The 24,204-nt window shown below is 36.4% G+C and carries 21 protein-coding genes and 2 tRNA genes; 20 read left to right on the top strand and 3 right to left on the bottom strand.

All coding sequences use genetic code 11. The features are described from left to right. Positions 1 to 806 precede the first annotated feature (806 nt). The 18 genes from spoVG to ACTSKG_RS12020 all read left to right on the top strand — a co-directional run bounded on the left by spoVG (position 807) and on the right by ACTSKG_RS12020 (position 18,775). A complete protein-coding gene (gene spoVG, locus ACTSKG_RS12105; protein ID WP_387586088.1) occupies positions 807 to 1,094 on the top strand; it encodes a septation regulator SpoVG in 288 nt (95 codons plus the stop codon). A 339-nt stretch (positions 1,095 to 1,433) separates the two neighbouring features. After that, complete coding sequence (gene glmU, locus ACTSKG_RS12100) at positions 1,434 to 2,804, top strand: bifunctional UDP-N-acetylglucosamine diphosphorylase/glucosamine-1-phosphate N-acetyltransferase GlmU (RefSeq protein ID WP_464754857.1); 1,371 nt, start codon at positions 1,434 to 1,436, stop codon at positions 2,802 to 2,804. 22 nt (positions 2,805 to 2,826) lie between these two features. Next, complete coding sequence (locus tag ACTSKG_RS12095) at positions 2,827 to 3,786, top strand: ribose-phosphate diphosphokinase (RefSeq protein WP_464754856.1); 960 nt, start codon at positions 2,827 to 2,829, stop codon at positions 3,784 to 3,786. Between the two features lie 72 nt (positions 3,787 to 3,858). Continuing rightward, entirely contained in the window at positions 3,859 to 4,458 is a 600-nt protein-coding gene (locus tag ACTSKG_RS12090; protein WP_464754854.1) for a 50S ribosomal protein L25/general stress protein Ctc, read from the top strand. 89 nt (positions 4,459 to 4,547) lie between these two features. Further along, the gene (gene pth / locus ACTSKG_RS12085; RefSeq protein ID WP_464754853.1) at positions 4,548 to 5,111 is read left to right on the top strand and encodes an aminoacyl-tRNA hydrolase; all 564 of its coding nucleotides are present in this window, start codon (positions 4,548 to 4,550) and stop codon (positions 5,109 to 5,111) included. 45 nt (positions 5,112 to 5,156) lie between these two features. Then, positions 5,157 to 5,387 (top strand): anti-sigma-F factor Fin, encoded by a 231-nt coding sequence (locus tag ACTSKG_RS12080; protein WP_464754852.1) that lies wholly within the window; start codon positions 5,157 to 5,159, stop codon positions 5,385 to 5,387. A gap of 114 nt (positions 5,388 to 5,501) precedes the next feature. Then, positions 5,502 to 9,035, top strand: a complete 3,534-nt coding sequence (mfd, locus tag ACTSKG_RS12075; protein WP_464754851.1) for a transcription-repair coupling factor — start codon at positions 5,502 to 5,504, stop codon at positions 9,033 to 9,035. Between the two features lie 86 nt (positions 9,036 to 9,121). Continuing rightward, on the top strand, positions 9,122 to 9,658 hold the full coding sequence (gene spoVT, locus ACTSKG_RS12070) for a stage V sporulation protein T (RefSeq protein WP_464758019.1): 537 nt from the start codon (positions 9,122 to 9,124) through the stop codon (positions 9,656 to 9,658). 511 nt (positions 9,659 to 10,169) lie between these two features. Continuing rightward, the gene (locus ACTSKG_RS12065; RefSeq protein ID WP_464754850.1) at positions 10,170 to 11,777 is read left to right on the top strand and encodes a putative polysaccharide biosynthesis protein; all 1,608 of its coding nucleotides are present in this window, start codon (positions 10,170 to 10,172) and stop codon (positions 11,775 to 11,777) included. A 12-nt stretch (positions 11,778 to 11,789) separates the two neighbouring features. Continuing rightward, positions 11,790 to 13,247, top strand: coding sequence for a bifunctional methyltransferase/pyrophosphohydrolase YabN (gene yabN / locus ACTSKG_RS12060; protein ID WP_464754849.1), 1,458 nt, complete (start codon positions 11,790 to 11,792; stop codon positions 13,245 to 13,247). 7 nt (positions 13,248 to 13,254) lie between these two features. After that, the gene (locus ACTSKG_RS12055; protein WP_464754848.1) at positions 13,255 to 13,545 is read left to right on the top strand and encodes an RNA-binding S4 domain-containing protein; all 291 of its coding nucleotides are present in this window, start codon (positions 13,255 to 13,257) and stop codon (positions 13,543 to 13,545) included. Positions 13,546 to 14,490: 945 nt separating this feature from the next. Further along, positions 14,491 to 14,793 carry a sporulation protein YabP gene (gene yabP / locus ACTSKG_RS12050; RefSeq protein ID WP_464754847.1) on the top strand — a complete coding sequence of 101 codons (303 nt, stop codon included), beginning with the start codon at positions 14,491 to 14,493 and terminating at the stop codon, positions 14,791 to 14,793. Then, complete coding sequence (gene yabQ, locus ACTSKG_RS12045; protein ID WP_464754846.1) at positions 14,790 to 15,287, top strand: spore cortex biosynthesis protein YabQ; 498 nt, start codon at positions 14,790 to 14,792, stop codon at positions 15,285 to 15,287. The genes yabP and yabQ overlap by 4 nt, the downstream gene beginning before the upstream one ends. Positions 15,288 to 15,311: 24 nt before the next feature. Beyond that, complete coding sequence (locus ACTSKG_RS12040) at positions 15,312 to 15,707, top strand: FtsB family cell division protein (RefSeq protein ID WP_464754845.1); 396 nt, start codon at positions 15,312 to 15,314, stop codon at positions 15,705 to 15,707. A gap of 137 nt (positions 15,708 to 15,844) precedes the next feature. Then, positions 15,845 to 16,276 carry a S1 domain-containing RNA-binding protein gene (locus tag ACTSKG_RS12035; RefSeq protein ID WP_053591080.1) on the top strand — a complete coding sequence of 144 codons (432 nt, stop codon included), beginning with the start codon at positions 15,845 to 15,847 and terminating at the stop codon, positions 16,274 to 16,276. A gap of 235 nt (positions 16,277 to 16,511) precedes the next feature. After that, a complete protein-coding gene (locus ACTSKG_RS12030; RefSeq protein WP_464754844.1) occupies positions 16,512 to 17,336 on the top strand; it encodes an amino acid ABC transporter substrate-binding protein in 825 nt (274 codons plus the stop codon). Beyond that, positions 17,323 to 18,024 (top strand): amino acid ABC transporter permease, encoded by a 702-nt coding sequence (locus ACTSKG_RS12025; RefSeq protein WP_464754843.1) that lies wholly within the window; start codon positions 17,323 to 17,325, stop codon positions 18,022 to 18,024. The genes ACTSKG_RS12030 and ACTSKG_RS12025 overlap by 14 nt, the downstream gene beginning before the upstream one ends. Positions 18,025 to 18,040: 16 nt before the next feature. Further along, entirely contained in the window at positions 18,041 to 18,775 is a 735-nt protein-coding gene (locus tag ACTSKG_RS12020) for an amino acid ABC transporter ATP-binding protein (protein ID WP_464754842.1), read from the top strand. 376 nt (positions 18,776 to 19,151) lie between these two features. Here the strand turns inward: ACTSKG_RS12020 and ACTSKG_RS12015 are convergent, their stop codons facing one another. The 3 genes from ACTSKG_RS12015 to ACTSKG_RS12005 all read right to left on the bottom strand — a co-directional run bounded on the left by ACTSKG_RS12015 (position 19,152) and on the right by ACTSKG_RS12005 (position 20,104). Next, the gene (locus tag ACTSKG_RS12015; protein ID WP_464754841.1) at positions 19,152 to 19,865 is read right to left on the bottom strand and encodes a nucleotidyltransferase domain-containing protein; all 714 of its coding nucleotides are present in this window, start codon (positions 19,863 to 19,865) and stop codon (positions 19,152 to 19,154) included. A gap of 79 nt (positions 19,866 to 19,944) precedes the next feature. Beyond that, a tRNA-Glu gene (locus ACTSKG_RS12010) sits at positions 19,945 to 20,016 on the bottom strand. A 14-nt stretch (positions 20,017 to 20,030) separates the two neighbouring features. Then, positions 20,031 to 20,104, bottom strand: a tRNA-Met gene (locus ACTSKG_RS12005). Positions 20,105 to 20,300: 196 nt separating this feature from the next. Between ACTSKG_RS12005 and ACTSKG_RS12000 the strand changes: the two genes are divergently transcribed. Together ACTSKG_RS12000 and tilS are read left to right on the top strand one after the other, a co-directional pair. Continuing rightward, positions 20,301 to 22,676, top strand: a complete 2,376-nt coding sequence (locus tag ACTSKG_RS12000; RefSeq protein WP_464754840.1) for a SpoIIE family protein phosphatase — start codon at positions 20,301 to 20,303, stop codon at positions 22,674 to 22,676. Between the two features lie 121 nt (positions 22,677 to 22,797). Beyond that, positions 22,798 to 24,186, top strand: a complete 1,389-nt coding sequence (tilS, locus tag ACTSKG_RS11995) for a tRNA lysidine(34) synthetase TilS (RefSeq protein ID WP_464754839.1) — start codon at positions 22,798 to 22,800, stop codon at positions 24,184 to 24,186. Positions 24,187 to 24,204: the final 18 nt, after the last annotated feature.

The raw sequence follows: 24,204 nt of genomic DNA, 5'->3' as shown, positions 1-24,204 counted from the left end.
TAATAGGAATCTAATAATCGTGGAATTTTGTAAAACTTTGAACGTTACTTATTGAGAGAAGATTAGTCATAGTTCCCCCCTTTTAAAAGTGGGGGAGGATTTTATCTCTAATCATCCAATCCAAATGCCACTTCCCTTGCTCCTGCGCAAGCTCGTCGCAGAAAAAGATATTGCTCCTGCGCAAGCTCGTCGCAGAAATTAATATTGCTGCGCGCTAGGCTTAGGTCTTGATTTGCTTGCTAATAACCTAGGAATCTTTGCTTTCTGCTCCCACAGGCAAATAAAGGGGACAATATGCTTCGTCGAAATAATGAGCTGGTGTTTTCCTTTGTTTACAATATGGAAGTGGAAGTAGAGAAAATAGGCAGTATCGATTGATAAAGAAGCGAAGCTGCGGACGAAATTGTATCTTCGTCCGCTTTTAAAAGAGTAGGACAGGATATTATCTTTCATTATCCAAACGAAAAGTACCTTGACTTCAAATAATTCAAGAGGGCGACGGACAAACAACCGCCGCAAGATTACCGAAAAAATGGATCGTGAAGTGACGCAGTCACTTCACGATCCATTACTCTAAAGGTAATGATGTAGCCGATGTTTCGACCCAAGCACTCTGGAAACGGTGAAGACAAGATGCACTTAAAGGACCCCTTGCGCTTTTTTTATAAAATTAAACAGGTAAAGGTTATTAAAAAACTATTATATTATAATATTGAAAAAATTTTCGCAAGAAAGAAGGATACTGGGGAGTTTTGTAGAATAATTATAAAAGGATTTTTTCAACTAAGAAGAGGGGTGGTGTAAAAGTGGAAGTTACTGACGTGAGGTTACGTAAGGTACTATCAGATGGCCGTATGAGGGCTATCGCTTCCATTACACTGGACAACGAGTTTGTTGTACATGATATACGAGTAATTGATGGAAATGCGGGGTTATTTGTTGCAATGCCGAGTAAAAGAACTCCAGAGGGTGAATTTAGAGATGTAGCTCATCCTATAAACTCTGGAACTCGCACTAAGATCCAAGAAGCGGTGTTATACGCTTATCATTTAAGTGGTGAACCAGAGGAGCAAATAGTAGAGGCTAGTTATTAGTAAACCAATAGGATGTAAAAATTGTATTTTATAAATATATATTTTTTTATAAATTGCATAAAAATTGAGCAGAAAAAGAGACTTGCTTTTCGTGGATAAAAACATCAAGCCTCTTCCACAGCACGCTCCTCTACGGAATCTCGCTGGTTTATTCACCTTTGGGAAATTCAAAAGGTTTAAGCGATCTGAAACCATTTCATAGGAAATGGTTTTTTTTGTGCAAAAATTATCCATATTACTTGTTTTGTCATGTATTTGTCAAGAGATATTTCCTTGAAAAATCACTCTTTTTCCGCTATAGTCAAAAGAGGAAATTAGCCCACTGGAGGGAAACGGAAAATGACAAATACTTATGCGGTTGTGTTAGCTGCTGGTAAGGGAACTCGTATGAAGTCTAGTCTATATAAAGTATTACATCCTGTTTGTGGAAAGCCAATGGTAGAACATGTTGTATCAAACATGGAGAAGCTAGGCGTAGAAAAAATTGTAACAATCGTTGGACATGGTGCGGAAACTGTTCAAAGTAAGCTAGGCAATAGAAGTGAATATGCTTTGCAAGAGGAGCAACTAGGAACAGCCCATGCCGTATTACAAGCAGAGAATGCTCTTTTAAATCTTTCAGGAACAACCATTGTTGTATGTGGAGATACTCCTCTTATTACTGCAGAAACATTGAATGATTTATTGAATCATCATAAAAAAACAGGTGCAAAGGCAACCATATTAACAGCAATTGCGAATGATCCAACAGGTTATGGGAGAGTTATTCGCGCAGAAGATGGAAATGTTCAAAGTATTGTAGAACAAAAAGATACATCTGCAGAAGAACAACTTGTAAATGAAATTAACTCAGGAACTTATTGTTTTGATAACGAAGCATTGTTCAAATCGTTGAAGTTAGTAAAAAATGAGAATGCCCAAGGTGAATATTATTTACCTGATGTAATTGAGATATTACAAAAAGGTGGAGAGGTAATTTCTGCCTATGCTGCAAAAGACTTTAACGAAATTTTGGGCATAAATGATCGAATTGCCCTTTCTCAAGCAGAACAAATTATGAGATCCCGTATTGCACATCACCATATGCGTGAAGGCGTGACAATTATTGATCCTCAAAATACATACATTAGTTGCGATACTATCATTGGATCGGATACAGTTATCCAGCCTGGAGTAATCATTGAAGGAAAAACTATTATTGGTGAAAACTGCACTATTGGTCCAAACAGCCATATAGATTCTAGTGTAATTGGTACAGGAACGACTATCCATTCGTCAGTTATTCTATCAAGCGAGGTTGGCGATCACACGGCTATTGGCCCATTTGCACATATTCGTCCACAGACTGAGATTAGAAATAATGTGAAGATTGGTAACTTTGTTGAAGTGAAAAAATCCATAGTAGGTAATGGGAGCAAAATCTCTCATTTAAGTTATATGGGTGATGCCTCTATTGGCTCCAATGTAAATATTGGATGTGGAACAATTACTGTCAATTATGATGGGAAAAATAAGTTTGTAACTAAGATTGAAGATAATGCTTTTGTTGGTTGTAACTCCAATTTAATAGCACCAGTTACTATTGGCAATAGCGCATACATTGCAGCAGGCTCTACGATAACAAAAGATGTTCCTGGAGAAGCGCTCGCTATAGCTCGTGCTCGACAAGAAAATAAAAAAGGCTATGTAAACAAACTAAATTTAAAATAACCCAATTTGCAGGAGGATTACCATGCCAGAACAATACTCTAATTCAAAATTAAAAATATTTACTTTAAATTCTAATAAAAAACTAGCGGAAGAAATCGCGAAAGAAGTAGGAGTTCCACTAGGAAAAAGTACTGTAACTCGTTTTAGTGATGGAGAAGTTCAGATTAATATAGATGAAAGTATTCGCGGTTGTGATGTATTTATCGTTCAATCTACGTCTGGTCCTGTTAACGAACACATTATGGAATTATTAATAATGTTAGATGCTGTTAAACGTGCTTCAGCGCGTACAGTTAGTGTGGTTTTACCTTACTATGGATATGCTCGTCAAGATAGGAAAGCACGTGCTCGTGAACCAATTACAGCGAAACTGGTAGCTAACCTTTTGACAACTGCAGGTGCAACAAGAGCTATTGTTCTTGATTTACATGCTCCACAAATTCAAGGATTCTTTGATATTCCAATTGATCATTTAGTAGCTGTTCCTATTTTATCTGAATACTTCTTAAGTAAAAACTTGGATCCATCAGAAGTAGTCATCGTATCTCCAGACCACGGTGGAGTGACGCGTGCTCGTAAAATGGCAGACCGCTTGAAAACTCCTATAGCTATTATTGATAAACGTCGTCCACGTCCAAATGTTGCAGAAGTAATGAATATCGTTGGTAATGTAGAAGGAAAAACAGCTATACTAATTGACGATATTATTGATACTGCAGGTACTATTTCGATAGCAGCTCACGCATTGATGGAAAGCGGTGCAAAAGAAGTTTATGCATGTTGTACTCATCCAGTATTATCTGGTCCTGCAATTGAACGAATTGATAACTCAGTGATTAAAGAATTGGTTATTACGAACTCAATTCAGTTATCTGAAGATAAAACTTCTCCAAAAATAAAAGAATTATCTGTAGCAAAACTTCTAGGCGATGCGATTGTACGAGTTTTCGAAGAGAAGTCGGTAAGCACATTATTTGATTAAGTTTTGTAACGTTTGAAACCTCCTCTAAATGGGTATTAATCTAGGTAGGAACCTATGGGAGGATGACAAACTATGAGTACACTAATCAATGCCCAAAAGCGTAAACATAATGAGAATGCAAGTTTGAGAAAAAATGGATTTATACCAGCAGTAGTTTATGGTTTCCAAGTGGAATCCCAATCAATTGCCGTAAATGAAAAAGATTTAGCCAAAACACTTCGTGAAGTAGGCCGCAATGGTGTCATGAAACTAGAAGTTGATGGCAAAACAGTTAACGTAGTAATGAGTGATTATCAAATGAATATTTTAAAAGGTCAAATGATACATGCGGATTTTTTAGCCATTAACATGCAAGAAGAATTGGAAGTAAATGTATTAGTGACTTTAAAGGGTGATTCTGTTGGAGTTTCTGAAGGTGGAACTCTTCAACAGCCAAATCGTGAAATAACAATTACAGTAAAGCCATCTGAGATTCCGGAGAGCATTGAGGTGGATGTATCGAGGATGGGGATCGGCGATACATTAACAGTAGCAGAAATTCGAGGTATAATAGATTATATAATTGTAAATGACGATGATTATACATTAGCAACTGTTTCAGCACCTCGCGTGGAAGAAGAAGAAAGCGAAACAACTGAAGTAGAAGAAACCGATAAACCAACTGAAGATTGATAAAAGAAGAGAGATTGTCTAATGACAATCTCTTTTTTCTAATGAATATGATAAAATGAATGAAATACGTATTAAAGGAATGGAAATGAATGAAAATTATTGTTGGACTTGGTAATCCCGGTAAACAGTATGAAGCGACGAGGCATAATATTGGATTTCATGTAATAGATGAACTTGCAAATCGACTTAACATACCCCTAACTCAATCTAAATTTAATGGTATGTATGGTATTTCCCACATTGGAACGGAAAAAGTAATGCTTCTAAAACCATTAACCTATATGAATCTCTCCGGGGAATGTATTGTGCCTATGATGGATTATTTTGATGTAGAGGATGACCAAATTGTGGTGATCTATGATGATTTAGACTTACAGGTTGGTAGATTACGTCTTCGTCAAAAAGGAAGCGCAGGAGGGCATAATGGGATTAAATCGCTCATTCAGCATTTAGGTACACAGGAGTTTAATCGACTTCGTATCGGGATTGATCGACCGACAAATGGGATGAAGGTTCCTGACTATGTTTTATCTAGGTTTACAGAAGAAGAGAAAGCTGATGTATTAGATGCTGTTAAAAAGAGTGCAGATGCATGTGAAGCATGGCTATCAAAAAGTTTCTTAGAAGTGATGAATATATATAATGGTGCATAAACTTTAAGATACATACCTATACTTCCTAAAAAGGAGGTTTTAGGCATGACCATTCGTTATAAATGCCGTCATTGTGAAACAGAAATAGGGCAATTGCCATTGGATTCGATAGATGAGCAATTTTTGCAGAAAAACAATATCACACCAGAAGAACAGGATTTATATATAATGCATGGAGTTGAAGGGGACTACACAGTCCAGTGTATTTGTGAAGAATGTCAAAGTTCACTTCAAAAGTTTCCAAATTATTATGCGTTAAAAAAGTGGATACAGTAAAGTTGCTTTGGCACGTTTTCGTGCGCAAAGCCTTTTTCTATTTTGATATGTTATCTAGCCATAGCAAGGCTACGTAGGAGAAGCATGCTAAAGTTTTAAGAACGGGGGGTTGAAATGGAGCTTTTAAGCAATTTATTTATAGAAGATAAACATATGCAAAAACTACTGAAAGAGTTGGAAGCCGGACAAGACCAACAGCTAATAACTGGTCTCTCTGGCAGTGCAAGAGCAGTATTTATTAAAATGTTATATAGTGCACGAAAAAAGGCTATTCTTATCGTTGCGCCTAATTTACTGCATGCTCAAAAGCTAACAGAGGATTTAGTAAAGTTGGTTGGCGATGATTTGGTGCGCTTGTATCCTGCAGATGAGCTTATAGCTGCGGATATATCGATAGCGAGTCCTGAGCTTCGCGCACAACGTATCGAAACACTAGACCATATGCTAATGCAACGAAACGGTGTTTATATTGTGCCTATTGCAGGTCTAAAAAAACATATGCCTTCTGTGAAAGACTGGCAGGCGAGTACTGTTTCTATTGCAGAAGGAGAAGAAGTAGTACTAGAAACACTTTTGCAAAGTTTGGTAAATATGGGGTATATACGACAACCTATGGTTACTGCTCCCGGGGAGTTTGCCTTAAGAGGTGGAATCGTTGATATATACCCACTCTATTTAGAGCATCCTATCCGTATTGAACTGTTTGATACGGAGATAGATTCTATTCGTTCATTTTCTGCCGAAGATCAACGTTCTTTAGAGAAATTAAAGGCAATTCGAATTTTACCGGCAACTGAATATGTATTAACTGAAAATAAAAAGAGGCTACTTGCACATAAATTAGAAGAATCGTTAGCGGAAAGTCTAAAAAAAGTAAAAATACCTGAAATAAAAGATCAATTTTATCATAATATTCAACATGATATTGAGCTTTTAAAACAAGGTGAGCAACCAAAACAATTTATGAAGTATGTCTCTCTATTAGAAGACAGCAATAGCTTTTTGGGCCACTATTTCAATCAAAAAGGGATGGTGTTATTTGACGAACTTGGTAGAATTCAAGAAGTTACCGAGACGTTAGAACGAGAGGAAAATGATTGGTTTTTAGAGTTGTTAGAGGAAGGGAAAACAGTTCATGATGTAAAACCGTCTTTTAACTTGAAAGAAATTATTCAAATGCTTCCTAACGAGAAACTTTACTTCTCTTTATTTTCTCGTACATTTTCAGGGATAACGATTAAAAAGAATATTACTTTTTCATGTAAACCAATGCAAAATTTTCATGGGCAAATGCATTTATTAAAAAATGAGCTTGAGAGATTTACAAATGGTAAGTTTCGTGTTGTTATTCTTGCAGAGGGGAAAGAGCGGGTACAAAAGATTCATATAGTTTTGGAAGATTATGAAATAGTTTCTAAGATTGGTGCTTCAGAAGAAGATTTGAAGAAACCAGGAATCTTTATTGTAGACGGGGACTTGGAAGCCGGTTTTGAATTACCTCTTCAACGAATTGCAGTCATTACAGATGCAGAATTATTTAAACAAAAACATAAGAAAAAAGCGAGAGCTCAAAAAGTATCCAATGCGGAGCGTATTAAAAGCTATTCTGAAATAAAACCTGGCGATAATGTTGTACATATTCATCATGGTATTGGGAAATATATTGGAATTGAAACGCTTTTAGTGAATGGAATTCATAAAGACTATTTGCATATACGCTACCGTGGGGAGGATAAATTATTTGTTCCTGTGGATCAAATTGACCTTATTCAAAAGTATGTTGCTTCCGGTGAAAAAGATCCAAAGCTACATAAACTAGGTGGAGCAGATTGGAAAAAGACTAAAACTAAGGTGTCGGCAGCTGTACAGGATATAGCTGATGAGTTATTGAAACTCTATGCAAAACGGGAGTCTGAAGTTGGATACGCATTCGAACCAGATGGAGAAATGCAGCGATCATTTGAAATAGCTTTCCCGTATGAGGAAACAGAAGATCAGCTTCGTTCCATTCATGAAGTAAAGCAAGACATGGAAAAGCCGCGTCCAATGGATCGCCTTATTTGTGGAGATGTAGGTTACGGGAAAACAGAGGTTGCTATTCGAGCTGCATTTAAAGCAGTAATGGAAGGAAAACAGGTAGCATTCCTATGTCCGACAACTATCCTCGCTCAACAACATTACGAAACGATGCTAGAGCGTTTTCAAGACTTTCCAATTGAAGTTGGCTTGCTAAGTCGCTTCCGTTCAAAAAAACAGCAAACAGAGACTATTAGTGGCTTAAAAAAAGGAATGGTAGATGTAGTAGTTGGTACACATCGTATTTTATCAAAGGATGTTGTATACCATGATTTAGGGCTTTTAGTTGTCGATGAAGAGCAACGTTTTGGGGTAAAGCATAAAGAAAAAATAAAACAATTAAAAACAAACGTGGATGTCCTTACGCTAACTGCAACTCCGATTCCTCGCACATTGCATATGTCGATGATAGGCGTGAGAGATTTATCGGTTATTGAGACACCACCCAAAAATCGTTTTCCAGTTCAAACATATGTCATGGAATTTAATGGATCGCTTGTACGTGAGGCGATTGAAAGAGAATTAGCAAGAGGAGGACAGGCATTTTATCTATATAATCGAGTAGAAGACATTACTCGAAAAGTAGATGAGATTCAAATGTTGGTCCCTGGAGCAAGAGTAGGTTTTGCACATGGTCAGATGCCTGAAACCGAACTGGAATCGGTCATAATTAGCTTTTTAGAAGGCGAGTACGATGTCCTCGTAACAACAACTATTATTGAAACCGGTATTGATATTCCAAATGTAAATACACTTATCATCCATGATGCAGATAAAATGGGATTATCTCAGCTTTATCAATTGCGCGGTCGTGTAGGACGATCAAATCGAGTTGCATATGCCTACTTGATGCATCAAAGAGATAAGATTTTAACAGATGTAGCAGAAAAAAGATTACAAGCAATAAAAGAATTTACGGAGCTTGGATCTGGATTTAAGATAGCGATGCGTGATTTATCAATTCGTGGAGCAGGAAATTTATTAGGGTCTCAGCAACACGGGTTCATAGATTCGGTTGGTTTTGATTTATATACACAAATGTTAGAAGACGCTATTGAAGAAAAACGGACCGGTATTAAAAAAGAAGAAATTCAAGATTTAGAAATTGTTTTATCAACGGATGCATATATTTCGGATGAATATATACCAGATGGATATCAAAAAATTCAAATGTACAAACGTGTAAAAGCGATGGAGAAGGAAGAAGAATATTTAGACCTAGTAGATGAATTACAAGATCGTTTTGGAGATATTCCTCTTGAAGCAGAAAAATTGCTGAGAATTGCACGTATGAAGATTTGGGGTAAAGAAGTAGGGGTAGAATCGATTAAAGAAGTAAACAAAATCGTATCTATTCGTTTTAGCGCGGAAGGCACTAAAAGTATAAATGGCGCAATGTTTGTTGAAAAGTCAATGAAGTATGGACGTGCAGTAGGATTCAGTATGGATAATACGAATCTTGTCATTACAATAGATGAACGAAAAACTGGGAAATTTAATCCATTTGATATCTTGGAAGAAATGATGAGGTTATTGCCTGAAGCAAAAAAAGAAACGACTAAAGTGAAATAACACTTTGCATATTTTTTGGTAATGTGATGCATACTATGGCAGAAATGAAATTTATTACCCAATCAGTCGAAAGTGAGGCACATTACATGAAAGCAACAGGCATCGTACGACGCATTGATGATTTAGGTAGAGTAGTTATCCCAAAAGAAATACGCAGAACGCTTCGCATCCGTGAAGGAGACCCGCTGGAAATTTTTACCGACAGAGAAGGAGAAGTCATATTAAAAAAATATTCACCTATTAGTGAACTTGGAGATTTTGCAAAGGAATATGCTGAAACCCTATATGAAACATTAGGAACACCAGTTTTAATAAGTGATCGTGATGAAATGATTGCAGCGGCAGGATTATCTAAAAAGGACTATCTAAATAGAAGACTAAGTCCAGATATAGAAGAAATTGTTGGCAAACGATCAATAGTTACAGAAAAACACGAAAACTCGGTAGAATGGGTGCCGGGAGTTTTTGAAACGGTGAAGTCATATTGTATTGCACCGATTATCTCAGCTGGAGATTCAATTGGAGCGGTATTTATTATATCTAAAGTTCACTTTATTGGTGAAGCAGAAATGAAGGCAATCGAAACTGCTGCAAATTTTTTAGCAAAACAAATGGAAAGTTAATAAATATACAAAGGCCTTTCTCGGACACGGGAAGGCCTTTTTGACATTTAAGAAACTTTATAGAACAATATGTTTTTGGATGCAAGTTTGCGAGTTTAGTGTAATTGGTCTCGAAGTGGCGAAAGAGTGTCATTGCAAATCCTTTCATGCAAATAATTTGAAATAATGAACTGTATCTAATAGCTAAAGAAGTGAAGAGCCTCCGATTAAGAGCGAAGGATAAACATTCCCCCTAGATTACCAAGAAAATGGCTCGTGAAGCGGGCGGAGGTTTAGCCCAAAGTACTCTGGGACTAGAGAAGGCAAAAAGAAGGGCTAGCAATTTAAACTCTGCAGGTGGCGGCAAGCTTTTCAAGCTGCTTCCCTTGCTCCTGCGGTTACTCGTCGCAGAAAAGATCGTGATCTTGCTCCTGCGGTTATTGAGAAAATTGACTGTCGTGGCAGACATAGGCGTTGAACTTATCATGATGTATAATGAATGCATTGGACTGTATGGAAGAAGGATTATCAAATGAGTAATGAATGGAATATGAAAACTTATATGAAAGGTGCGGCAATGTTGACCGTATCGGCTATTATCGTAAAGCTACTCAGCGCAATTTACCGTGTGCCTTTTCAAAACTTAGTTGGAGATGAAGGCTTTTATATTTACCAACAGGTTTATCCATTCATCGGAATAATTACGACATGGACCTCTTTTGGATTTGCTGTTGCTCTATCAAAAATTTTATCAGACTATAAATCGACCGGTAAAATGAATGTAATCCCAAAAATTATGCAAATAGCCTTTGTTTATATTGGAATAATCTCTATAATATTTTTTTTATTATTATTTTATGGATCAGGATTTTTAGCAGAAGCAATGGGAGATAAGCAGCTAGCTAGGTTATTAAAAGCTGGTTCCTTTGTTATTTTGTTAATGCCAATGCTTGCTGTTTTAAAAGGGAAGTTTCAATCAGACGGCCGTATGGGTCCTGTAGCATATGCTCAAGTAGTAGAACAAATTGTTCGTGTGACAGTTATTTTATTGGGTACATGGATTGTCGTTTCTAATAGTTTAGATTTATATAAAGCCGGAAGCATGGCGATGTACGGTGCTGTTGTCGGGGAATTGGCTGGAGTTATCTTTCTCGTTATTATTTATTGGAAAGGTTTCGTACATATAAGTTTAAAACACAAACAACAATTAAATACGTACAAGATTATAAAAGATTTGACGATAATTAGTATAAGTGCAAGTATAAGTGCGCTTTTATTTCTACTTTTTCAATTGGTTGATTCCTTTACGGTTTTTCAAATATTACTTGAAAATGGTATGGAGAAATTACAGGCGATGGAGAAAAAAGGTATTTATGATAGAGGACAACCACTTGTTCAATTGGGAATTGTCATTGCTTCTACATTGTCCTTAGCCATCGTACCTCTAGTTGCACATCGAATGAATAAAGAAAAAGGCAGAACAGCTATCCCATTTATGCAACTTACATTTAGAGTAGCATTCACATTTGGAATAGCTGCGGCACTAGGACTTATTGTTGTTCTTCCATATGTAAATGAAATGCTGTTTCAAACGAAAGAAGAATCAATCACTTTAATGGTGTTTTGTATTCAAATTGTTTGGATGTCTTTAATTCTTACGTTGATGGCGATGCTTCAAGGAATTGGTAAAGTAAAAATCCCTACATTGTTTTTGCTTATTGGCGTATGCAGTAAATGGCTATTTAATGGTATGCTTATATCAACTTATGGTGTATTAGGAGCGGCGATTTCCGGGAATATTAGTTTAGTCATTGTGTTTTTATTAATGCTTTACTATTTTAAAAAGATCTGGAATATTTCATTTGCACCTTTTGCGTTCTATAAAGGTATTGCAATTGCTTCACTAATAATGATTGTTGGTGTAACGATGTATGAATGGTTAGCGGATACGATTCTATTTGATAATTTTTCGAGTCGAATCCAGTCTGTATTTATTTCTTTCAGTGCTGTAATACTTGGAGCGTTTATTTTCCTAATAATTATTGCCAAAAGACGCGTTATCGGAGAGAAAGAGTGGTTTTTATTGCCGTTCGGAAAAAGAATGGCTAAATTCCAACTATGGTTGAATAAAGAAAAATAAGGTTGTGAGGAAATGAATGAAATTACGATAATCGGTCTAGGCGCGAGTGATTTAGATCAGTTGACTCTAGGGATATATAAAAAACTAAAAGCTGCTGGACATCTTTATGTTCGTACGGAGCAACATCCAGTTTTGGAAGAATTAAAAAAGGAAGGGCTTTCTTGGACAAGTTTTGATGCGATATATGAGAGAAATGATCAATTTGAAACGGTTTATGAGGAAATTGCCGAAACACTTCTTCAGCTAGCAAATGAATCTTCTATTATGTATGCAGTGCCTGGACATCCACTAGTAGCTGAACAAACTGTTCAATTATTAATTGAGGCAGAGAAAAAAGGGAAAGTGAAAATTCACATCGAAGGTGGGCAAAGTTTCTTGGACCCCATCTTTGCAGCACTTCGAATAGATCCTATAGATGGGTTCCAGTTGCTAGATGGAACCAATTTAAAACGTGATGATATTCAAATGAACTCGCATGTGCTAATTGGTCAGGTGTACGATGCATTTAGTGCATCTGAAGTAAAATTGACGCTTATGGAGAAGTATTCAGATGAGTACGAAGTAACGATTGTTACTGCTGCTGGCTCTACACAGGAGAAACTAACGAAAGTGCCTTTATACAAGCTAGACCGGGTAATGGAACTAGATAATCTAACAACATTATATGTTCCGCCAGTACAGGAGCAAGAAAATCGATTGAAAGAATGGCAAACATTACGAAAAATTGTGGCTGATTTAAGGGGTCCTAATGGTTGTCCGTGGGATCAAGAACAAACACATTCATCACTAAAGAAATTTGCTATAGAAGAGATCTATGAGTTATTACAGGCTATTGATGAAGAAGATGATGATCACATTGTCGAAGAACTAGGAGACGTGCTATTACAAGTATTTTTGCATGCGCAAATAGGTGAAGACAACGGATACTTTAGTTTAGAGGATGTTCTTCAGTCAGTTTCGGATAAAATGATACGGAGACATCCACATGTTTTTGGAGATGTTATTGCTAACGATTCAGAAGAGGTGCTTCGTAACTGGCAAAAAATCAAAACAGACGAGAAAAAAGAGGTTGGAGGTTCGCTATTAGACGGAGAATGGCGATTCGATTCCTCCCTACTTACATCTTTTAATTATCAAAAGAAAGTGGCTAAAGTCGGTTTTGATTGGCCAAATGTGGCTGGTGCTTGGGAGAAATTTGAGGAAGAGCTGGCGGAATGGAAAAAAGAGTTGAAAGATGGCACGAAGGATATGCAAGTGGATGAACTTGGAGATGTGTTATTTACAATTGTCAATTTAGCGCGTTTTTATGAATTATCCCCTGAGCAAGCCATGGTACAAGCAAATGAAAAGTTTAAGACAAGATTTCAATACATTGAGTCGAGTGTTAAAAAAGGAAAAGGCGACTTTTCGCATTATTCATTAGGTGAGCTTGATGAATTTTGGAATGAGGCAAAGAAATTAGAGAGGTAGGGGTAATATGAGATTAGATAAGTTTTTAAAAGTATCAAGGTTGATAAAACGAAGAACGCTTGCAAAAGAAGTGGCCGATCAAGGAAGAATAATGATTAACGGAAAAGTGTCAAAAGCTAGTTCTGATGTGAAGGCAGGAGATGAATTAACTATTCGTTTCGGACAAAAAGTGGTTACTGTTACTGTTGATGCTATTAAGGACTCCGCTAAAAAAGAAGATGCTGCATCTATGTTCACGATTATAAAAGAAGAAAGACTAGAAAAAATAGATCCAGCATTTATTGATGATGAAGATTAAGAAAAGTATAAGAAAAACTCAAGCGTCCTTTAAGTGCATTTTGTCTTCACCGTTTCTAGAGTACTTTGGATGAAACATTGGCTACATCATTACCGCTATAATTTGGCTCGGTAATCTTGTAGTGGATGTTTATCCGTCGCCCTCTTGGAATTTGCAAAGAAATAGTGCATTTATTTTGGTTAATGAGAGAATAAAGGCTTTCCTATACTTTTAAAAGCGGACGAAGATGCAATTTCGTCCGCTCAGCGCTTCTTTATCAATAGATGCTGCCTATTTATAAAGAAGGGAAAAGTTAAAAACTGTCATAGCGCGACTAATTGTAAGGTGAAAGCTACAGATTCTACAGTGACAGCAACCAATCTCGAGACGAAAGCAACCAATTTTATCGTGAAAGCAACCATTTCTACATATAAAGAGTTAACTTTGTGTGAGATAGCGCAAATCAGTGTTAAGAAAAAAACTGTGCTACTAAAATACTATGAATACAGGATTTTCAGTAGTCCAATTTTATATACTTTCTTATCTTTTAAGAAAAACCGGGCAAAATCTTATTGTTAAGTACTACTCACTTAATGGATTGTAGTGAAAGGTGGCGACTCCAGCCGGAGGCCAACAGGATGTTGGTCACAAGGCGTTGCCACACGATGTGGCGCTCTTAACCTTTGTTCCTCGGAGACAGATGGGCCATCACAACGAACGCGTGAGCTGTGGTGATGGCTCATCGCTCACCCCGCGGAACTCGTCCACCTGAAACGGAAATCCGCGGTATTATTTAATTCTTTCAAGTACTATGAGCACAGGTTTCACAGGACGATAGTCCATATACTTTCTTATCTTTGTACAAAGAAAAAAATCTCCTATATTTTAAGAAAAAGCATGGTAACTGTCATGCTTTTTTTTTATGTGCATACAATAAAAAGATAGGACAAGGAGAGGAGAGAATATATGCAATTTCAAGCAGAAAACCAAACAATTACTATTCCATCGGGGGATCATTTGATTTCACTAAGAAATCGAAAAAGAATGGATTTAACATCAGTAAAATCCATTGAACGATTTGACCAACAAGAATTTTATGTTAGAACATCACAGGGAATCCTTCACATTAAAGGAGAAGAATTAAAGATTGTGCACTTAGATGTAGATAAAGGACTCCTGACATTAGAAGGAATCGTTCGACTTATACAATATGATGATGAGCAGCAGGTAGACGGAGCAAGAGGATTACTTCATAAACTATTCGGATGACACTTTCTCTCCAATTTGTTAGCTTATTATTGATGATGGTGAGTGGAATTTTAATTGGAGCAATTATCGAAGGAACGCGCTTTCTTACAGAGAGTTTTTCAAAGCGTTCCTTTGTTTTCAAATATCGGATAGGTATAGAAATTATTATTTGGATTACACTTGGATTAGGAACTTTTTTGCTAATTTACGAAGTAAGAGATGGAATATGGAGAGTTTATGATCCATTGGCGCAATTGTTAGGAATACTCTTATATGAAAAATTATTTCAACCCGTATTTCAATTGGCTGGAAGAATCTTTTTGCGTTTAATAGTTAAACCGATTTGGTTTATAATACACGCATTATTTGTAGTTTTTGGAAAACTAATTAGTTTTATATTCCTAATAATATTTGCTATTACTAAACCGTTTCGAGTTATATATAAAAAAACAATGCATTTGGCCCTTCAGAAAAAACCAAACTTCCGTTATAATAAAAAGTACACGAAAAATTGAAACAGTTTGACGGGAGAGGGCGAAATGGGAGAAAATCAAAAAAAAGTATCTTTTGAGAAACCACTTGCATCAATTAATACTGATTACGTTCGCTCTATCGAACGTCAAGAAAATCGTAATAAAGCTAAAAAAGTTCGTTTATTTAGACGCTTATCTATATTTGGTATTACGTCAGTTGTAATTATTGGAATTTTAATTTCTACATTGCTAAGTAGTAATAATGCTTTAGCAGAACAAAAAAAGAAAAAAGAACAAGTAACAGAAGAACTTGCCAAAGTACAAGAAGAACAAGAACTATTAAAACTTCAAATTTCCAAATTAAATGATGATGAGTACATTGGCAAACTATTGAGAAGAGATTACTTTCTTTCAGAAGAAGGAGAAATTATTTTTACTTTGCCTGAAAGCAAGGAAAAATAATATAAAATAACGCTTCAAAAGAGTAGTCTTATTGACACTCTTTTTTTGTTGGATATAATAAAGGTAAGGGTCTGTATGAAAAAACATACAAACACTTTTAAAGAGTCGCTTAAATTTTAAGGAGGAGCATTTTTTTTATGTCAATTGAAGTAGGCAGCAAGGTACAAGGTAAAGTAACAGGAATCACAAACTTCGGAGCGTTCGTCGAGCTGCCAGGAGGCTCAACAGGTCTAGTTCACATTAGCGAAGTTGCGGATAATTATGTGAAAGATATTAATGAGCATTTGAAGGTTGGAGATGTTGTTGAAGTTAAGGTGATGAATGTTGAAGCGGATGGCAAAATCGGATTATCTATTCGTAAAGCAAAGCCTCAAGCGGAAAGACCAGAGAGACCAGAACGTCCTCAGCGTCCACGTAACAACAATCGCCCAAATGATCGTGATCGTCCTAACAAAGAGAACTTTGAGCAGAAAATGGCACGATTCTTAAAGGACAGTGAAGATCGTTTGTCTACGTTAAAGCGCGCAACTGAATCTAAGCGTGGTGGCAGAGGCGCTAAAAGAGGATAATTTGCTGTTTGTTTTATCGGTAGAAAAAATGTTTAATAGATGAAATAAGTAAAAGCCCAACATATGCTGGGCTTTTTTTATTGTCAAAAAATGATGGAATATTTGATGATAGTTGAATAGAATAGGAAAAATACATGAAGGTTAAATTTTAAAAAGCTAATCAAAATCTTTGACGTTTACTTTCTTTTAATATATCATAAAACCTAGTAATTCTATAAGAATAAGGGGGATGAAGATGAAAAAATTATATATTTTATTACTTGCTATTGCCACATCAATCTTTATGCTTATTGCATGCACCAATTCAGATGAAAAAACATCCGATAAAAATAATACAAGCGAGAACAAATCTAGTGACGATTTATTGGCAAATATTGAAGGGAACGGTGAGTTATTAATCGGTACTGAAGGAACATATCCACCATTTTCGTTCCATGATAACTCAGGGAAGCTAACAGGTTTTGACGTAGAATTAGCAGAAGAAGTGGCTTCACGTTTAGGGGTAAAAGCTAAGTTTATGGAAACACAGTGGGATGCTATTTTTGGCGGTCTTGACTCCAAGCGTTTCGATGTAATAGCAAACCAAGTAGGAATTCGAGAAGATCGCTTAGAAAAATATGATTTTTCGAAGCCGTATATTTCCTCTGCAGCGGTGTTAGTAACAAATATGGATAACGGCGATGTGAAAAGTTTTGAAGATATAAAAGGTTTACAAGCAGCACAATCACTAACAAGTAACTTTGCTGATTTAGCAAAATCCTATGGAGCAACTTTAGTAGGTGTCGAGGGCTTTAACCAAGCGGTAGAGTTGATTAACTCAAAACGTGTAGATGTTACAATTAACGATAAGCTATCCGTTTTAGATTTTAAGAAAAATAAGCCAGATGCAGCAGTTAAAATTGTTGCCGAAGCGGATGATGCTTCTCAAAGTGGTTTTATGTTCCGCAAAGGAAACCAAACTTTAGTAGATGCGGTAAATAAAGCGTTAAACGAAATAATTGAAGATGGAACGTATGAAAAAATTTCTGTTAAGTGGTTTGGCGAAAATGTTTTGGAATAGTTTCGAAATAGACCCAAACAAATTAGAACGTTATATAACTATAGCTAGATCCTCCCTTCAGCCTTTGCTGGAGGGAGCTGTTGTCTATACGTTGCCATTATCAATTATTACTTTTTTTCTTGGTTTAATAATAGCCGTATTGACAGCCCTATCCCGAATTTCAAATACAAAACCTCTTCAATGGTTGGCTAGAGCTTATGTTTCTGCTATTCGTGGTACCCCTTTACTCGTTCAATTGTTTATTTTGTTTTATGGTCTGCCATCCATTGGGATTGTAATTGACCCTTTTCCCGCTGCTGTTTTAGGATTTTCGTTAAATGTAGGTGCTTATGCTTCAGAAGTTATTCGTGCTGCTATTTTGTCGATACCAAAAGGTCAATGGGAAGCTGCTCAAATGATGGGTATGAATTATGTGCAGTCATTGCGAAGGGTTATTTTACCGCAAGCAACGCGAGTCTCAATTCCTCCATTATCAAACACTTTTATTAGTTTGATAAAAGACACTTCGCTTGCCTCCCTAATTTTAGTAACTGAAATGTTCAGACGAGCGCAAGAAATTGCAGCAACAAACTATGAGTTCCTTTTGCTATATTCCGAAGTAGCGATTTTTTATTGGATCATTTGTTTCTTCCTTTCTATTGTTCAAGGAAAATTAGAAAATCGATTTGATCGATATGTATCGAGATGATGTAGGGGGTTCAACAATGATTAACATTAAAGGATTAGTTAAACGTTTTAATGAATTAGAAGTATTAAGAGGAATTGATTTAACCATTGAGAAAGGACAAGTAATTGTTGTTATCGGTCCATCTGGATCTGGAAAGACAACATTATTACGCTGTTTGAATGTGTTAGAGGTTCCATCTGAAGGGAATATTACAATTGGAGATCAAACGCTAGACTTTTCAAAACGAATGGTGAAAAAAGAAGTGGAAAGCTTTCGAAGAAAATCCGCTATGGTCTTTCAGCATTATAATCTTTTTCCACATATGACTGCGTTGCAGAATGTGATGGAAGGTCCAGTTACAGTAAAAAAGGAAGTTAAGGGAAAAGCAAGAGAGAAAGCAGCTATCCTTTTACAAAAGGTAGGACTTGCAGACAAACTCGATTATTTTCCACACCAATTATCAGGTGGGCAGCAACAACGTGTGGGTATAGCACGAGCGCTTGCACTTGAGCCAGAAATAATGTTGTTTGATGAACCAACATCTGCTTTAGATCCTGAACTTGTTGGGGAAGTTCTTCAAGTAATGAAAGATTTAGCTAGTGAAGGAATTACGATGGTTGTAGTGACACATGAAATGCGTTTTGCGAATGACGTAGCCAATGAGGTACTCTTTATGGACCAAGGGAAGATTATAGAACGCAGCTCTCCAAGTGATATGTTCATGCATCCAAAAGAAGAACGCACTCGCCAGTTTTTAAACTTAATAAAATAAGTCATTGCATCCACGGTAATTCGTGGGTGCTTTTTAAATAGCAAGTAAAACAGAGATAATCGGACACTACGAAATTTAGTAGCATGCACCCCTAAAGTAGTGAAGAGCTTCCGAAATGGTATCTTCGGAAGCATTTAAACTAGTAGAAAAGTATTTTTTCTCTAATTATCCAAACAAAACGCATCATGTTTCATAAATTCCAAGAGGGGGACGGACAAACATCCGCCACAAGATTACTGAAAAAAATGGCTCGTGAAGTGACGCAGTCACTTCACGAGCCAAATTGCTACGGTAATAGTGTAGCCAATGTTTCGTCCAAAGCACTCAGGAATTAGTGAAGACAAGATGCACTTAAAGGACGCTTTCTATTTTTATATTATTTTCCTATTGAAAATCCATCGAATAAGCGACCGCCATATGGCTCTAGTACAGCATCTGCGATATTAATTATTTTATTTTTGTCGCCGGTTTTGTAATAAAGATCGAAAGCTTCGACAAATTGTTCTGAAAACTGCTCATCATAGTTTTTTAATGCACGTACAATCCATTTAGATGTACCAATCCATTTGCGATTAGTTCGTAAAACAAATTCACTTACTAATTCTGCGAGCGTATTAGCAATAAATATTTCTTCTGGTCTATTTTTACTTCCAATAAAGTCGTCTAAAGCATCCGTGATAAAGTATCGTTTTATATTTATCGTGTTGGTAGACCATAGTTCTGGACCGTTAACTATTAGTTGTGTGGCTTCTTTTTGGATTGAATCTATAATACCCTCGTCTTTTAATATAATCCCCTCGGCTACCATTTTAGGTAGCGATGGTCTAGCTCTTTTGCTATCACTTTCAAAAAAACTTTTGTATGAAGTTAAATTATGTACAAAGACTTCTATCGGCCAACCATCTTCTATTAATGATTCTCTGTAGCAGGAAGGAAGGTCTTGGATGAATACTACAATATCTAAATCAGAAGTTTCTGTCGCTTCTCCTCGGACTATGCTCCCTGCTAAAAGTGCACCTTGGCAATTAGGGAAACTTTTAGAAATAAATTTAGTGGCAGCTTCAAAAGGCTCTAGTCTATTTAAACTCATTTATAACTCTCCTTTAACTTTTTTTGTAAAAAAAAAGCAGGTTCAAAAGAATTCACTTTTGAACCTGCTTTTCATTTGATGACCCCTACGGGATTCGAACCCGTGTTACCGCCGTGAAAGGGCGGTGTCTTAACCGCTTGACCAAGGGGCCACTAAAAAAATGAATGGCGGCAGAGGGAGTCGAACCCACGACCTTTCGGGTATGAACCGAATGCTCTAGCCAGCTGAGCTACGCCGCCGTTTTTAACGAACAAATTACATATTACAAGCGATTGGTCAAAGTGTCAATACCTCTTGGAATAATTTTTAAAACTTTTTCATTAATTGGCTAAAAGAGTCGAAAACTTTTTTAATGCAAATGCCAGAAATAGACATACTTTTTGTTCTAATTGTATGTATACTTCCATCAATAGCTGAATAGGAGGTATGTTACTTTTGAAGACGTTATATGGGCAAGGTCAAAAAAGAGGATTCACGTGGAGAAAGGTTTTGGAAGGTATACAAGTACGAAAAGTATCCATTTCATTTAACGTTATTTTTTTTATTCTTGCTTTTTTCTTAGCACAAGTCGTACTATTTGAAGCTTCCGTTCCATTTTTCCTGCCAATATGGGCATTGGTGAACTTACGATTTCAACGTTTTTTACCTTGGACAATTGCAGGGGCTTTACTAGGGAGTATTACTCTAGGACTTGGACAAGTGTTAATTCATGCCATCCAAGCAATGATTTTTCCGCTCTATTTTAAAAAGACAATAAAGAAAATGCCTTTACCTCTGTTTGTACTTATAGATGTTGTTTGTGTTCAAGCTATATGGCAGTATGTTTCGTATTCGGGAAGTATTCCGGGCTCCGTTTGGCTCGCTATAGGATATGAAGGTGTTTTGAGTTTGTTTATGACCATATTTTTGTTTCAGTTATTCCTACCTTTACCAGATTTTCTTCATAGAAGGTGGACTGCAGAAAGAATGGGTGCCGCTTTATTAATAGGAGCATTAGTTTTAACTGGAATGTCTTCTTTTATATTCGGATATGTTTCTATTCCCTTATTACTTGCTCACTTAGTAATTGCTATTTCCGCTGCAGTTGGCGGTGTTCAACTTGCAACAGTGGTAGCGGTGCTAGCGGGAACAATATTAAGTATTTCTAAGCTCAGCTTTAGTGGAATGATCGCTGTATATGCAATTACTGGATTTTTAGCTGGTTTGCATAAACCTTTTGGAAGACTATGGCAGGCGTTCAGTATGCTAGGGGCAACGTTTTTCTTTATTCTATACGATCATACATTACCTTTAGATACTGTTTATATTGGATCCCTTGTTACTGCTTCACTACTATTTTTTACCATTCCTTCAAAATGGATAAAATATTTTAAGGATCAACTTTTCCCGGATTCATCTAATATCCTCATACGAAGGCAAAAATGGATGACAGAAAAAGTAAATAATCAATTAAAAGAATTTCAGCATTTCGCTGATTTTATAACACGTTTTATATCCGATCGATTTGACTCTAGAGAATCGGTTCGTAAAGAAAGGAACATGTCTTTTTCAACATGCAAGTCTTGTTTTCAGTATGAAAAATGTTGGGGGGAGAAATCCAATGGCATCCCATTATTAATGGAACAGTGGGAAGGTGAAACTAAAAAAAGTAGAATACAATTAGAGAAGAAAATTCAATATAAATGCGTTAAGCCAGGGCAAATTATTCAAGAGTTAACAGAAAGGGAAGCAAAAAGACGGTTAAATAACCAGCTACAGCATGGAAAGAAAATGTACGCATTAAAACTTCGTGATATGGGTAACCATATGAGTGAACTTATGAATAATTTAGATAATAGTATGACTTTATATACATCCCACGAGGAAGAGGTGAAGCAGAAATTTCAGCAATGTAATATTCCTTTTTTTCAAATAGATGTTTTAAATATTGCGGTGGGGCAGATGGAAGTAGTTTGTTGTTTACCTATAGAATCCAAAGCAAAAATGGTTGGAGAAAGATTAATACTTCCTATTTTTTACGACCTATGGAAAGAACCATTTGAAATAACCTCTATGAAGGAACTCCATCAACCATATGAACATATTCAAATGACGTGTAAATCATCTGTTCGTTTTGAAGTAACGCATGATATTTATACTTCATCTAGTAGAAACACGATATATTCGGGGGATGCACATGCTGTTTTTTCCTTGCATCCAGGATTACTAGCTGTTATTTTATCTGACGGAATGGGGAATGATATTGAAGCGCATCGAGAAAGTAGAAGGGTAATGCATTTTATGCGGGAATGTTTAAATAAGAAGATGGATCCTGAAACCACAATGCATACACTTCACTATATGATGAGTTTGCAAGATGATACCGATAGTTATGCGACAGTAGATTTAGCTTTGATTGATTTACAAAAAGGAGAGCTTTGGTCATGGAAAGCGGGAAGTATGTCGACGTATTTAATTAGAGGAAATGAGATGCGTAAAATCGAAAGTAAGCATGTGCCGTTTGGTTTTCTACCTACTTTTACAATAGAGGCAAGGAAAGTCGATATTAAGGATGGAGATATTCTACTAATGCTTTCAGATGGTGTTTTCTCATCTAATACATCCATTGAAAAACAGGAGATGTATTACCAAAAAATACTACAAGATCCTACAATGAATGCAGAGAGGTTCGTAAAGAAGTTAGAGGAAACTTATTCATTGCCTGGAGACGATCGAACCGTTATTTTTATGCAAGTGAGACATGTTGTTCCAGAATGGTCCATTTTTTCACCACGCGAAACAACCAAATTTCAAGAAAAAATGATACACTAATAAGAAATGTAAAAAGCGCTGACAGCAAAGTCTACTTAGATGACTCACAGGACTCCAGACACCAGAATCTGGATAGATATTAAATAAAAAGTTTCATATTATCATAAAAAGAGGTGAGAAGATGCTTCCGTTCCTTCAAAAAGTAAAAAAACACATTGACAAGCACAGGTTAATTGTAGAAGGAGAACGACTTCTTCTCGCTTGTTCTGGTGGGGCAGATTCAGTCGCATTGGTACGTGTACTATATGAACTTCAAAAGGATTATGCATGTGATATAGCCATTGTTCATACCGACCATCAGTTAAGAGGAGAGGAATCTGAAGAGGATATGCGTTTTGTTGAGCAGCTTGCAGAATCTCTACAGATACCTTTTTACGGTACAAAAATTGAAGTTCCAAACAGGGTTGCCATAGAAGGTGGTAATGTTCAGGTTATTTGTAGGGAAGAACGCTATGCGTATTTCGAAAAGATAATGGAAAAGCATAATTATCAAAAACTAGTACTAGGTCATCATGCCGATGATCAAATTGAGACAGTAGTGATGTCCTTGGTAAGGGGAACGTTGGCTTCCTCTATCACGGGAATACCTATGAGAAGATCTTTTTCAGTAGGGGAGATTATTCGGCCCTTTTTATGTGTAACAAAAGATGAAATTCTTGATTATATCCATCTGTTGCATCAAAATTTCAGACATGATCCGAGCAATGACAAACATACATATACTCGAAATCGTATCCGTCATAAAGTAGTGCCTTTGTTAGTGCAGGAAAACTCACATGTGAGTGACAAAATTCAATCATTTGTTGAGAAACAACAACAGGATGACGCTTTTCTTAAAGTGATGGCTAAAGAAAAGTTTGAACAGCTTGTGACGATTAATTCAAATGGTAGCTTTTTTCTTGATACTATGCGCTTTTCTGAAGTTCCCAGCGCTTTACAAAGAAGAATAGTTCTACTACTATTAAACTATCTCTACAATGAATCCGAGATCCTACTAAATGATCGATTAGTTGAGTCCATTCTTTCAGTTTGTAATGAGAGTGAAGGTAACGTGGAAATTCACTTACCTAACGGTTTTCTCCTCGTTCGTCATTATAATAAGGCCCAATTTACATCTTCTTTCCATGAATCTCTACCACCAGGAAAAATTGTAATTCAAGAGGATTATTGGCATGATATCGGTGCTGGGTTTTCTATTTATTTTACAAGTAATTTAAATGGGGATATTTCAAGTGAAAAATGGTTTGTTCAATTGGAAAAAGATTCACTACCGCTTTTTATAAGGCAAAAAGAAGAAGGAGATCGCATTCAAGTGAAAGGAATGTCCTCACCAAAAAAGGTTTCTCGATTATTTATAGACGAAAAAGTTTCAGCAGAGAACAGGCGTGTTTGGCCACTGCTTGTAAATCAGAACAATGATATACTTGCGGTAATTGGACTACGTTACGAAAAGCGGTTTTCAAAGGAGTATCAAGGGCAAAATTATGTCATATACTTAAAACAAAATTAATTATTAGGTGGGACTAAA

Source organism: Psychrobacillus syltrankelensis, from assembly GCF_055454035.1.
The sequence above is the reverse complement of the archived record's forward strand: the minus strand, read 5'-3'. Positions and strand labels throughout refer to the sequence as shown.